This window comes from Cetobacterium sp. ZWU0022 (assembly GCF_000800875.1).
In the GTDB taxonomy this organism is placed as follows: domain Bacteria; phylum Fusobacteriota; class Fusobacteriia; order Fusobacteriales; family Fusobacteriaceae; genus Cetobacterium_A.
In genome coordinates, this window is record NZ_JRJZ01000034.1 from 1 (window position 1) to 13,960 (window position 13,960).

Sequence of the window (13,960 nt, forward strand, 5' to 3'; positions counted from 1 at the left end):
TTAATTTGAAAAAAGTATCTTTCCTATTAAACTTTATTAGTTACTAGCTGAGTAGTTACGATTCTACAATTTCAAACTGTAGAATCTCTTTTACTTTTATCTATTGCTAAACTCTAGCTTTATCTCATCTAAAAGTTTAGTATTTTTTAATAGTTTAACCCCTGTTACAGCTAGTGCTAAAACAGCCTCTTCCATCCCTTTATAAGCTCCATCCTCAACAGTACACTCTGCTAGCTCTCTACTGTGACTGATTACATCTTTATAAAGAGGCATATACGGATGAATTGTAGCGCAAACATGGCTCACATCTCCTGCATCTGTCGACCCACTATCTTCAGAGTTCTCCATTTTTTCAACTCCAATATCTTTCAAGCTTTCTTCATAGACTTCCATTAAAGTCTTATTTGTTATTAAATCTAAGAAACTTGTTTCATAATTTTCTATTTCTAAAGTAGTTCCTGTTGATACAGCAGCTCCATTAGCACAATTTAAAACTTTCTTTAAAAGTATATCTAACTCTTTCTTATTTCTCGATCTCACATAGAAGTTTGCTACTGCTAAATCCGGTATTATATTAGCAGCTTCTCCACCTTTTGTTATTATTCCATGAACTCTATCTGTAGGTAGAATCTGCTGTCTCAATGCATTTATTGTATTAAATAGTGTTATAACTCCATCTAAAGCATTTATTCCTAAATGAGGTGCACCTGCAGCGTGAGAGGTTTTTCCTCTAAATGTGAATTGTAAAGCTTCCATAGCTTGACTAGAACTACTTCTCAAATGAATATTTCCACTCGTTGGATGAACTATCATCGCTACATCAATATTATTGAAAGCTCCCTCTTTAACCATCTTAACTTTTGCTCCATCTGTTTCCTCAGCAGGTGTTCCTATTACTAAAACCTCTCCTCCATAGACATTCACAAACTCTCTCAAAAGTATTCCTGCGGCAACACTCGTAACTCCTAGTATATTGTGTCCACATCCATGCCCAATCTCTGGTAGAGCATCATATTCAGCTAAATAAGCTATTCTTGGACCAGGTTTCTTAGCAGCATAATTTGCCAAAAATGCGGTCTCTATTCCACAGTATCCTTTTTCAACAAAAAATCCATTTTTACTCAATAACTCACAATGCTTATCTCTTGCTTTTACCTCTTTTAATCCCAATTCTGGATTTTCAAAAAGAAACTGATTTAACTCTTTTAATTCATCTAAAATCTTTGCATATCTCTCTTTTAAATCTATAATGATTTTCTCCATTTATTCCTCCCTAGTTTATCTTCAGACCTTTGTTTAATACAAAACTATTATTTCTTTCCTTTTTATTTATAAACATAGTTTTTGCTAGATATATAGCAGCAAAACCAGAAACCAATTTAGCCACAATAAATGGTAATATATTTTCTGGAGATACTCCCGCAACAAAACCTAATTGTCCACCAAAAACATAAGACCCCGCGACAGCAAAAGCACTATTTATTATCTTACTATTATTATCCATCTTTCCAAAAATTCCAAACATCGGTATACTACTTACTAAAGAAGCCATAAATCCAGCGGTTCCACTTTCATCTATCCCTAGAATACCGCCCAATGTTTTTAATCCTGTTTTACAATATTTTTCTATAAAATATAAAAATGGATATGCACCACTCAATGTAAGCGATACTCTTGTAACAATTTTCATACTCTCATCTATCGGATTTAATCCATCAACTATCGAATACCCAAACATTGTTTCAATTAATGTTAAAGTCAAACCTACAGTTACTAACAGTGTCATCAATTTACCAAATTTATCAAAAATATTGCAAGTTTTCTCTGGATAAAACCATAACCCACTACAAATAGCTACAGAAAAAAGCACTACTGGTATCAAATTGTAAATAACTAAAGATAAATTCAATCCCATCATAACGCCCGCAACCAAACAACCCAAAGGTATTGTTGCTACTCCACTTAGTATTCCTTTTGAAAAGCTATTTTTCGAATCATTATCAATAATTCCAAATGCAACAGGCATCGTAAAAATAACTACAGTTCCTAGCATAGAACCCAAAATTACACCGGAAAAATCAGCTAAACTTTTATCTATTGCTAAGTCCTGAGCTAAAAAATATCCTCCCATATCTGTTGCTAATATAGAGTTTATATAAATTGAAGGATCTACTCCAGTTAAAGAGTAAAGTAATTCAACAAAAGGTTTTGAGAATTTTGAAATTAATGGACTTATAGATAAGATTCCTAACATCGCTAACATTAATGGCCCTGCCACACATATTCCATCTTGAAACCTTTGACCATATCCTAACTTATTTCCAAAACATCTATCTATAGCACCTAAAACAGCAAAAAAAGTTAAGATAAAAAATATAACTTTCACTCTAAAATCCCCCTTATTTTTGTTTAATATCAATTGATTATAACACAAAAAGAAAAAAAATCTAGCACTTGCGTACTAGATTTTAAAATTATTTTTTATCCTATCACTTTTCCTCTAAACATATCAAATACCTCTTTTACAGATAAAATACTATCAATTTTCCAAGCATCTTTCCCTGCAAAGAATATTCCTTCTAAAGCATTTCCTTCATGACCTTTTATTAAACTATCTTTAACACAGAATTTTCTACTACACTTTTTTAAGCAACTAGTACAGCTCTTTGGTGTTAATTTTTCCTCTGCAATTACTCTATTAACATAAGGTGAAACTATAGCATTCGCAGGTAATCCCGCCGAACTCATGATTTGAACGACATCTCCCTCTTTTGAGTTCACATACACTTCTTTGAACTCTTGGCTAACTTCACACTCTTCAGTAGCTATAAATCTACTTCCCATTTGAACTCCAGCTACTCCTAAAGCCATCATTCTTTCAGCATCTTCTGGAGTTATTACTCCTCCAGCTCCGAATACAGGAATAGAAACCCCTTTTGCTATCTCCTCTACAATGTCCCAAGAGTCTTTATCTGTCCCTAAATGTCCTCCGGCGTTTCCTCCCTCAACAACTATAGCGTCAGCTCCTAATTTCTCTGCTATCTTAGCTAACTTTAAACTTGAAACAATCGGTACTATCTTAACCCCAGTTCCTTTTACTGTGTCAAATATATCTCTTGAGAAACCAGCTCCACATATAATCATGTCAACTTTCTCCTCTATTGATACTTTCACCGCTTCAGCAAAATTAGAAGCAGCTACCATTATATTTACTCCTAGTGCTCCACCTTTTTCTATAATCATCTCTTTTGCTTTTCTTATCTCATCTCTAAATTCATCTGCAGGAATAGCTGTTCCAGATATAACTCCCACTCCACCTTGATTAGCTACTGCTGATGCCAATCTTGACATTGAAGCTCTTATTCCCATTCCACCTTGAATTATTGGTACTTCTATATTTAAATCTCCGATTCTCACTAAAATTCACCTCCAATAATAATAACACTTGTTATGATAACACATGTTATTCTAAAATGGAAACTTTTTTTGAATTTTTTTTTGACGAGTCTTCAAGTTACTTTTTATTCATCATAAAACTTCTCTAAATTATCTATTTGTGAGTACACAACTGCTGCTAACTTATGCGATAAATGTCTCACCCTTCTCTCACAATCTATCTTTATCAAAGGTTCTTTTATCACTTTCACTCTCATTTTTTTCAATCTATTTATATCTAATTCAACAGGCGTACTACCCTCTTCATTATATCTCTCAATAATCTCTTCTGGTATTTCGACAGAATTAACTATAACTTTGTCAATCATATCAAAACCTACATGTCTATTTATAGATTCAATATGATCTCCCACACTATAATTTTCTGTTTCACCCATCTGCCCCATAGCGTTACAGATATAAATTTTTTGGGCTTTTGATTTCTTTAAAGCCTCTTGCATATTCTCTAAAAGCAAATTTGGAATAATACTGGTATAAAGACTTCCAATCGAAAATACAATCAAATCAGCTTCTTCAATAGCCTTTATATTTTCTTTTGGACTATTTACTTCTCCGTCATAAAACACCCTTTTTATCTTTTCTCCCATAACTGGTATATCCGACTCTCCAAATACAAATCCTCCACTTGTTTTTTCTGCAATTAACTCTATCTTTTCAAGCGTTGCTGGCAATATTTTTCCATTGATATTAAATAGCTTTCTAAGTCTTTTCAATGCAATTTGAACATCCCCTGTTATCTCAGTCATCGCTGTTATTAAAAGATTTCCTAAAGGATGGGCTCCTATTGAAGAATCCTCTCTAAATCTAAATTGAAAAACTTCTTCAATTAATGGCTCTACATTACTCAATGCTATCATTACATTTCTTAGATCTCCTGGAGCAGGGATATTAAACTCTTTTTTCAATATTCCGCTACTTCCACCACTGTCAGCTACTGATACAATTGCCGTCACATCTATAGGAAAGTGTTTTAATCCTCTTAAAACAACTGATAGTCCACTTCCCCCTCCTATTACTACTACTTTTGGATTTCTCATTATATATATTCCCCTTTTTATTTTTAGTTTCTACTATATTTTATAACATTATTTTGCAAAAAAAAACTATATTTGTTAAAATAGTTATATATTTTAATTATGGAGGGGTTTTATGAAAAGTAATCATGGAGCAAATCTTCATCAACTATCTGATGTACTTGGTATTAACCAAAATGCAATTATTGATTTTAGTTCAAATATAAATCCTTTTGGACTAAGTCCTAAAGGATTGGAAAAACTAAAAAATAACTTAAATTTAGCTAGTATCTATCCTGATCCAGAATATACTGAACTTAAAAATAGTATTGCTAATTACTGCAATTGTAATACTGACAACATCATTCTTGGAAGTGGGGCAACTGAATTGATATCATCGACAATAAAAGTTATCAGTCCAAAAAAAGCTTTATTATTATCCCCAGCTTACTCAGAATATGAGAAAGAATTAAATAAAATTGGAGCCTCGATTACAAAGTTTTTTTATAAAAAAGAAAATAATTTCAAATTAAATATTGATGAAATTATTCAATTGATTACAAAAGAACAGTTTGATATGATTATTATCTGTAATCCCAACAATCCTACTGGAACTCTTATTTCTATTCAAGAAATTGAAAATATATATAAAGTTTTCCAAAAACCAATTATGATTGATGAAACTTATATAGAATTTACTGAATCTTCACAGACATCAGCAATAAATTTAGTCCAAAAACATGATCAAATCATTGTTATTAGAGGTACCTCTAAATTCTTTTCGACTCCTGGAATCAGATTAGGTTATGCTATTATATCAACGGGAGATATTTTAGATAATATGAATCTTATTCCTAATCTTTGGAATATAAATATTTTTGCTTCTATCATGGGTGAAGCAATGTTTAGTGATTCAGATTATATCAATATGTGTCACTCAAACTTTTTAGAAAACTTTACTATTCTTTATGAAGGACTTAAATCATTTAAAGATTTCAAAATTTACGACTCTAAAAGTAATTTTATTCTTTGTGAAATTTTGAATCCAAAATATGACGCAACTTCTCTATATAATTTTCTTTTAAAAAAAGGAATCATAATTAGAAAGGCTGAATCGTTTGATGGATTAAATAGTAATTTTTTTAGAGTTTGTGTGTTATCTCAAGAAAATATTAATCTTTTATTAAGTGAAATACAAAAGTTTATACTAACGTTTTAATTTAGGGAGGGTTTTATGTTAAAAAAATTTTTACTTATAGGTTCTGTAGCTATTTCTGCTACTACTTTTGCTAAGTATGAGCCTTGGAACTTTACAGTTTTAGAGGGAAGTCTTGTAAAGTCAAACTATTTACCAGATGGATGGGGACCTTCAAAAAAAGAGACTTTGTTTGAAATTCAAGGTTCTACTAGATATAATCTTTTAGATTTATACTGGTTTATTGATAGATCAAACGTTTTCAAAGACTCTAATTTAAGTGATAAAAATGGAGAAGACGATAATTATACTTATGCCGAGTTCACACCTAGATTCTCAATAGATGGTCTAACGGGAAAAGACCTTTCTATTGGTCCAGTTTCTGAGTGGTTCATAGCTTACCAATTTGACTATGATAACTCTAAAGGTGATTATGCAAGCCTTAGAAAGCATTATATCGGTATTGGTAACTACATCTCTATCCCTGAGATGAAGTATATGAAGTTTGATTACTTTAAAACAAATTTATATGCTAGATACGTTGATAAAAATTACGGAAGAGATGAAGATCAATGGAATGGATACATGTTTAATATCGCTTACGGTGGAACTATATACAGATTTGAAAATGGAATGAAGTTTGGATTTAGTGGTTGGCTAGATTATGATTTTGGTGCTAAGACAAAAAAAGCTTACGAAGGTGATCAAACTAAATATCGTCATGACTCTTTACAATGGCAAAACCAAGTTAGATTTTTCTTAAATAACAATCTGTCTGTTAGCTACACATACCAAATAAACAACCATTTCTCACAGGTAGACCAAAACAGTTCAAATAGAAACAACGAATCATTCGGTATTCATTACGCTATTATGTTCTAATTTATATAAAGGAGGTTATTATGTTAAAAAATGAGTTATCTTTAATAGGAAAAACTTTAAACTTTGAAGAGTTAAACAGTTTTATGATCGAAAACAATTATTACAACATTCACAATGATTTAAGTCCGTCTGAAATCAACGACTGTCTTAATGAAGGTGTTGTTGCTTTCGAAAGTAAATTACAAGAAAGTGATTTAGATATCTATACTTATATAGAATTTGAACTTATTGGGAAAGATACTTTAAAAATTATAAACATTTTTGAAATGTAAAAAAACCTCCCTTTTTAGGGAGGTCATTTTTTATTTATTCGCTAATACATCTTCAATCTCGTTGAAATATTTAGGCATCTTGTCACCTAATCTTTTATTTCCTGTCTCTGTTACTAAGAAATCTCCTTCGTATCTCATTCCACCAAAGTCAATGTAATTTTCAACTTTATCATAATTTATATACTCTTTAAACAAATCTTCACTTTTCCATTTTTGAATCAATTCAGGGATAAAATAGATTCCCGGTTCAATTGTCAGTACATATCCCGCTTTAAGTTCTTTCCCCATTCTTAAAGATCTAATTCCAAACTGTGTTTCTCTCGATGTCTCTGAATCATATCCTACATTATTCTCTCCAAAGTTCTCCATATCATGTACATCTAAACCAATCATATGTCCTAATCCATGAGGGAAGAATAAAGCATGAGCACCAGCTTTTACAATATCTTCTACGTTACCTTTCATCAATCCTCTTTCAACAAAACCTTTAGCTAAAACTTTACATACTTCTAGATGAACAGTTTTATTTGTAACTCCTGGTTTTGTGTACTCTTCTGCTTTTTCAAACATCTCTATCAATAGCGAATACAAATCTTTTTGTCTTTCGTCAAATTTTCCTGAAACAGGGAAAACTGTTGTCATATCTCCACAATATCCATTTTCTAATCTAGCACCACAATCAAGTAATACTAAATCTCCTTCTTTAAATACATTTCCATGGAAATGGTTATGTAATATTTGACCATTTGTTGTGCAGATTGTATGGAACGATGGAGTAGCATTATACTTCTTTGCCTCACACTCCAATAACGCAACCAGTTCATATCCTTTCATTCCAGCCTTTACATTTTTCATTGCTGTTAGATGCATCTCTCTTGTCACATTTGTTGCTTTTTCCATTTCAATTATTTCATAATCCGCTTTTATATTTCTCATCTCAATTATTGATGATACTAATTTTTCTGAAAAATCTTTTTCCACTTCATCTAATGATTTGTCTAGTAGTTTTGATATCTTTAAACTATTTTCTAGACGATATTGATTTGTAAAATGTATCTTTTTATCGTTTAACTTTGTCAATTCCAAAATTTTCTTTAACTCTTCAGTTTCTAAAAAGCTCTTTACTCCAACTTCTAAAGCTCTATCTTTAAAACTTTTTTGTCCACCCATCCAAATAATATCATTCATTGTAAATTCTTTTCCAAAAATATATTCTTCATTAGAATCTACATCTATCACACCTATTAAATCTGGAGAGTTTAAACCAAAGTAATATAAAAAAGTCGAATCTTGTATAAAGTTATAACAATTATCCCCATAAGACATTGGTGATTCTGAATTTCCAACAATAACAATCAGACCATCACCAACTAATTTTTTTAAACACTCTCTTCTTGAAACATAAATTTTCTTATCAAACACAAAACCCCTCCTTATATTTGGTATTTAAAAAATACTATATCACATTTTTTTAATCTTTTTTATTATTTTTTCGAAAAAATTATTTTTCAAAAATCAAAACACAAGATATTGTGTTATTTTTTTAAACCTAACAATATATATTGTGTTTTTCGAAAAAATTATTTGAATTTTTTTTGCTCGATTTTTTTCCATTTGATTATTTTTTTAACTTTATTTCTCTTTAATAACTCTATATTCTGGTGTCAAATATTTTTTTTTAACCATTTTTATACCCATTTTTACTTTTTTACACATTTGTAGAATCCTATAAAAGTGTGTATAATACTTGAAGAAAAAAAAATAAAAACTGGGGTGATTTTTTTGAAGGAAGTTATTAAAAGAGATGGTTCAACTGTACGTTTTGACAAAAGTAGAATTGTAAGAGCTATAACAATGTCTTTCACACAAAAAGAAAAAGCTGTTAATGCTGAGCTTATCGAAAAAATAGCAACTCAAATAGAAAATCTTGATACTCCTAAGATGCATGTTGAAGATATCCAAGATTTAGTTGTAAAAAAACTTATGGGATCTTCTGAAAAAGACATTGCTCTTTCTTATCAAGAATATCGTACTATAAAAAATGAACTAAGAAAAAAAGAACAAGTTATATATAAAAAAATTGGTGAACTAATTGACGCGTCAAACGAAGATATGCTAAATGAAAATGCCAATAAAGATGGAAAAACTATATCTGTTCAAAGAGATCTTTTAGCTGGAATCTCATCAAAAGATTACTATCTAAATAGAATCTTACCAAAACATTTAAAAGAAGCTCACGAAAGTGGAAGAATTCATATACACGACCTTGATTACCTTCTTTTCAGAGAAACAAATTGTGAGTTAGTTAATATAGAACAGATGCTTGCAAATGGATGTAACATTGGAAATGCTAAAATGCTTGAACCTAACTCTGTTGAGGTTGCCGTTGGACATATTGTTCAAATCATTGCCTCTGTTTCATCTAACACATATGGTGGATGTTCTATCCCTTACCTAGATAGAGCCTTAGTTCCATATATCATAAAAAGCTTTAAAAAGCATTTTGTAAAAGGATTAAAATATGTTGAAAGATTATCTGGAGATGTTATTGAATCTGTAATATCTGAAAACGAAATTAAATATTCTAATGAGACTTTAAAAGAAAAATATCCAATGGCATTTGACTATGCTGTAGATATGACTGAGGAATCTGTTAAACAATCTATGCAAGGATTAGAATATGAAATAAACAGCTTATCTACAGTTAATGGACAAACTCCATTTACAACTGTTGGTATAGGTACTGAAACTTCTTGGGAAGGAAAACTTGTTCAAAAGTTTGTCTTCAAAACAAGAATGGAAGGATTTGGAGCTAAAAAGGAAACTGCTATCTTCCCTAAAATAGTTTATGCTGTTTGCGATGGATTAAACTTTAACGAAGAGGATCCTAACTGGGATATATCTCAATTAGCTTTCGAATGTATGACAAAATCTGTTTATCCAGATATTCTATTTGTAACACCAGAACAAGTTAAGAACGGTACTGTTGTTTATCCTATGGGATGTAGAGCGTTCCTTTCTCCTTGGAAAGATGAAAATGGAGTAGAAAAATACTCAGGTAGATTCAATATAGGTGCTACAACTATAAACCTGCCTAGAATAGCTATCAAAAATAGAGGCGATGAAGCTGGATTCTATAAAGAGTTGGATGAAGTTTTAAATATGTGTAAAGAAAATAATATCTTTAGAGCTAAGTATTTAGAAAATACTCCTGCTGAAATTGCACCAATCCTTTGGATGGCTGGAGCTCTTGCTGAAAAAGATGCTAAAGAAACTATCAAAGATTTAATCTGGGGTGGATATGCTACTGTTTCTATCGGATATATCGGATTGAGTGAAGTTTCTGAACTTCTTTATGGTAAAAACTTTGCTTTAGATGAAGAATCTTATGAAAAATCATTTAAAGTTTTAGAGTATATCTCTAAAAAAGTAAAAGAATTCAAAGAGGAAACTAATTTAGGATTCGCTCTTTATTCAACACCATCTGAATCTCTTTGTGACAGATTTGCACAAATTGACTTAAAAGAATTTGGAGTAATTGAAGGAATCACTGATAAAGAGTACTATGACAACTCTTTCCATGTTTCTTCTAAAATTAATATAAATCCATTCGAAAAATTAAGATTAGAAGCTCCAGGACATACTCTAGCTTCTGGTGGACATATCAGTTATATAGAAACTGATTCACTAAAGAAAAACCTTGAAGCTGTTTATCAAGTTTTAAAATATGCTCAATCAATAGGAATACATTATATGGGGATTAATCAACCTGTTGATAAGTGTCATATCTGTGACTTCAATGGAGAATTTTTAGCTACTGAAAGAGGATTCGAGTGTCCTCAATGTGGAAATCACGATTCTACTAAGATGAACGTTATAAGAAGAGTTTGCGGATATCTAGCTCAACCTGATAGCAGACCTTTCAATAAAGGAAAACAAAAAGAGGTAATAAACAGAGTTAAACATATGTAAAACGATGGGAGATTGTTATGAACTATTCTGGTATCAAATATACAGATATGATTAATGGAGAAGGAATTAGAGTAAGTCTTTTCGTAAGTGGATGTTCTCACTTTTGTAAAGATTGCTTTAACTCTGACACATGGGACCCTAACTACGGGTCTCCTTTTACAGAAGAGATTGAAAATGAGATTTTAGACTATTTTAAGAAATACAATAAAAGTATTAAAGGGCTTTCTTTATTAGGTGGAGACCCTACATATATAGAGAATATAGATCCACTTGTAAACTTTATTAAAAAATTTAAGAATAGTTTTCCAGAAAAAGATATTTGGATTTGGTCTGGTTTTACTTGGGAAATAATTATTGCTAACCCAAAACTCCTATCTCTTATAAAATTATGTGATATTTTAGTTGATGGTAAATTTAACATCGAAGAGAAGGATTTAAATCTAAAATGGCGTGGAAGTAAAAACCAAAGAGTTATAGATATTAAAAGAAGTTTAGAATTAAAAGAAATAATCACATATATAGATTAAAAAAGTTCTAGAGAGTTTTCTCTAGAACTTTTTTTTATTCTAATTTTTCTATTTCTTCTTTACATACTTTAACGTATCTAAAGCAACTGCCATCACTATTATTACCCCTTTTATTATATATTGCCAATATGGGTTTACTCCTATAAACGTCAATCCATAGTTTATAACTGTAAATATTATAACTCCAATTAAAACTCCTGGAACTGTTCCAACTCCTCCTGAGAATGAAACTCCTCCAACTACACAAGCAGCTATAGCATCCATCTCATACATGTTCCCTAAGTTATTTGTAGCACTTCCAACTCTTCCCGCTTCTAACATTCCACCGAATGCATAGAAGATTCCTGATAAAGTATAAACTAGTAAAAGTGTTTTCTTTACATTTACTCCCGATACTCTTGCAGCTTCAGGATTTCCACCAACTGCAAAGAGATTCTTTCCAAATGTTGTTTTATTCCATAAAATCCAAATAAACAATACTGCTAATGCTGCATATATTATTAGATAATTAAATCTAAATCCTCCTATTGTAAAAAATCCCTGTGCAAAAGTTGTAAAACTTTTAGAGAATCCTGCAATTGGAGATGCTCCAACATAATCATAATACAAAGAGTTCGCTCCATATATTATTATCATCGATCCTAAAGTAGCAACAAACGGTGTTACATTTAGGTATGCAACAACAAATCCATTTAAAAATCCTACAAAAGCTCCAATTACACATATTATTAAAATAACTACTGGTATTGGTAACGTATCTAATCCAGGAAATACCTTATTAACATTTGTAACAGCTTGTAATAGTGTTGCTGAAATTACTGCCGACAATCCAACTTGTCTTCCTACTGAAAGATCTGTTCCTTGAGTTACTATTATACCCGCAACACCAAGAGCCAAGATTGTTCTAACAGATGATTGCGTTAAAATATTTCTCATATTTCTAAAACTTAAGAACGCTGGTTCTTTTATTATTATTCCTGCTATCAATATTAGAAGAACAATATACAATCCTCCATCTAATAAAAGTTTTTTTGTATCTTTCCCCTTAAAGAAACCATTTTTTTTCTCTTCATTATTTAGTTCCATTCTATCCTCCCACGATCTATAAATATAATGATGCTAATTTTAAAATCTCTTCTTGAGTTGTTTCTTTTGTATCAACTATCCCCGCTATTCTTCCATTACTCATAACCAAAATTCTATCAGTAACTCCTAAAAGTTCTGGCATCTCAGAAGATATCATTATTATACCCTTTCCTTTATTTGCCAAATCTAGCATCAATTGATAAATTTCATATTTAGCTCCTACATCTATTCCCCTTGTTGGCTCATCTAACATCAAAATATCTGGACTAGTTAAAAGCCATCTTCCAATAATTACTTTTTGTTGATTTCCACCAGAAAGATTTCCTATAGGCGTTTTTTGATTTGGAGTTTTAACTCTCATCGAATCTATAACCCATTTTGTATCTCCATACATTTTATTTCCATTTAATAATTTATTCTTTCCCTCATAGTGACTCATATTTGAAATCAAAGAGTTAAACTCAACATTTAGTTGTGGAAATATTCCTGTAGCTCTTCGTTCTTCCGTTACAAGTGCAAATCCATTTTGTATCGCTTCCAAACTACTTCTATTTTCCACCACTTTTCCATTGATTGTAACTGTTCCAGTCGATTTCTCTCTGATTCCAAAAATTGTTTCAACTATATCTGTTCTTTTAGAACCAACCAACCCTGCAATTCCTAAAATCTCTCCTTTTCTTAGATTAAAAGTTACATCCATTATTGATGGCCCATTTTTAGCTGTCAATCCTTCAACCTCTAAAATAATATTTTCTGGATGATTTGTCTTTTCAGGGAATCTCTGAGTTAAAGATCTTCCAACCATCATACTAATAATCTCATCTGTTGTTATTCCATCTAAACTTTTTGTAGCTACCCATTGCCCATCCCTAAGTATCGTTATATCATCACAAATCTCTTTTATCTCCTCCATCTTATGAGATATATAAACAACTCCACAACCTCTGTCTGTCAATTTTTTGATAATCTTAAAAAGATGTCCCACCTCTTTTTCCGTTAGAGAGGATGTCGGCTCATCCATTACTATTATCTTAGAATTATAAGAAAAGGCTTTTGCTATTTCAACCATCTGCATCTGTGAAACAGATAGTGTTGAAACCTTTGCTTTCGGGTCTACATCTATTTCTAACTCTTTGAATATCTCTTTTGTATCTTCGTACATCTTTTTATGATCTACAAATATCCCTTTTAACGGATATCTACCTAACCAGACATTGTCCATTACAGTTCTTTGTAAAACTTGGTTCAGCTCCTGATGAACCATAGAAACTCCGTTTTCTAAAGCATCTTTAGCTGATATAAAGTTTACCTCTTTTCCATCTAAAAATACCTTACCCTCATCTTTAGAATAAATTCCAAATAAACATTTCATTAACGTTGACTTTCCTGCTCCATTTTCACCCATCAAAGCATGAACAGTATGAGGTCTTATTTTTAAATTAACTTTATCTAGAGCTTTAACTCCAGGAAAAGATTTTGATACCTCTACCATCTCTAGTAAATATTTCTCCATAAATATCTCCTCTTTAATCTCTAAGTTTTATTAAAGAAAGGGAG

At 31.1% G+C, this 13,960-nt stretch carries 12 protein-coding genes; 5 read left to right on the plus strand and 7 right to left on the minus strand.

Annotation, left to right across the window (positions count from 1 at the left end):
- Positions 1-96: 96 nt before the first annotated feature.
- The 4 genes from L988_RS02625 to yvcK all read right to left on the minus strand — a co-directional run bounded on the left by L988_RS02625 (position 97) and on the right by yvcK (position 4,493).
- Positions 97-1,263: a M20 family metallopeptidase gene (locus tag L988_RS02625; protein WP_047381301.1), complete on the minus strand. Its 1,167-nt coding sequence runs from the start codon at positions 1,261-1,263 to the stop codon at positions 97-99.
- A 10-nt stretch (positions 1,264-1,273) separates the two neighbouring features.
- The gene (locus L988_RS02630) at positions 1,274-2,386 is read right to left on the minus strand and encodes an ethanolamine utilization protein EutH (protein ID WP_047381303.1); all 1,113 of its coding nucleotides are present in this window, start codon (positions 2,384-2,386) and stop codon (positions 1,274-1,276) included.
- A 95-nt stretch (positions 2,387-2,481) separates the two neighbouring features.
- Positions 2,482-3,417, minus strand: a complete 936-nt coding sequence (locus tag L988_RS02635; protein ID WP_231549773.1) for a nitronate monooxygenase family protein — start codon at positions 3,415-3,417, stop codon at positions 2,482-2,484.
- A 104-nt stretch (positions 3,418-3,521) separates the two neighbouring features.
- Complete coding sequence (gene yvcK / locus L988_RS02640) at positions 3,522-4,493, minus strand: uridine diphosphate-N-acetylglucosamine-binding protein YvcK (protein ID WP_231549774.1); 972 nt, start codon at positions 4,491-4,493, stop codon at positions 3,522-3,524.
- Between the two features lie 112 nt (positions 4,494-4,605).
- On the opposite strand from yvcK, the gene L988_RS02645 reads away from it, so the two are divergent.
- Genes L988_RS02645 through L988_RS02655 form a run of 3 tightly spaced genes read left to right on the plus strand, consistent with a single transcriptional unit; the run spans position 4,606 to position 6,818 of the window.
- Positions 4,606-5,688 (plus strand): histidinol-phosphate transaminase, encoded by a 1,083-nt coding sequence (locus tag L988_RS02645; RefSeq protein ID WP_047381312.1) that lies wholly within the window; start codon positions 4,606-4,608, stop codon positions 5,686-5,688.
- 15 nt (positions 5,689-5,703) lie between these two features.
- Positions 5,704-6,546 carry an outer membrane protein OmpK gene (locus L988_RS02650; RefSeq protein WP_047381314.1) on the plus strand — a complete coding sequence of 281 codons (843 nt, stop codon included), beginning with the start codon at positions 5,704-5,706 and terminating at the stop codon, positions 6,544-6,546.
- Between the two features lie 20 nt (positions 6,547-6,566).
- Entirely contained in the window at positions 6,567-6,818 is a 252-nt protein-coding gene (locus L988_RS02655; protein WP_047381318.1) for a hypothetical protein, read from the plus strand.
- A gap of 30 nt (positions 6,819-6,848) precedes the next feature.
- Here the strand turns inward: L988_RS02655 and L988_RS02660 are convergent, their stop codons facing one another.
- Positions 6,849-8,240 (minus strand): aminopeptidase P family protein, encoded by a 1,392-nt coding sequence (locus L988_RS02660; protein WP_047381319.1) that lies wholly within the window; start codon positions 8,238-8,240, stop codon positions 6,849-6,851.
- A gap of 360 nt (positions 8,241-8,600) precedes the next feature.
- Between L988_RS02660 and nrdD the strand changes: the two genes are divergently transcribed.
- Together nrdD and nrdG are read left to right on the plus strand one after the other, a co-directional pair.
- Complete coding sequence (gene nrdD, locus L988_RS02665) at positions 8,601-10,790, plus strand: anaerobic ribonucleoside-triphosphate reductase (RefSeq protein ID WP_047381321.1); 2,190 nt, start codon at positions 8,601-8,603, stop codon at positions 10,788-10,790.
- A 17-nt stretch (positions 10,791-10,807) separates the two neighbouring features.
- The gene (gene nrdG, locus L988_RS02670) at positions 10,808-11,317 is read left to right on the plus strand and encodes an anaerobic ribonucleoside-triphosphate reductase activating protein (RefSeq protein ID WP_047381323.1); all 510 of its coding nucleotides are present in this window, start codon (positions 10,808-10,810) and stop codon (positions 11,315-11,317) included.
- A gap of 48 nt (positions 11,318-11,365) precedes the next feature.
- Here the strand turns inward: nrdG and mglC are convergent, their stop codons facing one another.
- Together mglC and mglA are read right to left on the minus strand one after the other, a co-directional pair.
- The gene (mglC, locus tag L988_RS02675) at positions 11,366-12,403 is read right to left on the minus strand and encodes a galactose/methyl galactoside ABC transporter permease MglC (protein ID WP_047381325.1); all 1,038 of its coding nucleotides are present in this window, start codon (positions 12,401-12,403) and stop codon (positions 11,366-11,368) included.
- A 16-nt stretch (positions 12,404-12,419) separates the two neighbouring features.
- Positions 12,420-13,916, minus strand: coding sequence for a galactose/methyl galactoside ABC transporter ATP-binding protein MglA (gene mglA, locus L988_RS02680; RefSeq protein WP_047381326.1), 1,497 nt, complete (start codon positions 13,914-13,916; stop codon positions 12,420-12,422).
- Between the last annotated feature and the right edge of the window lie 44 nt (positions 13,917-13,960).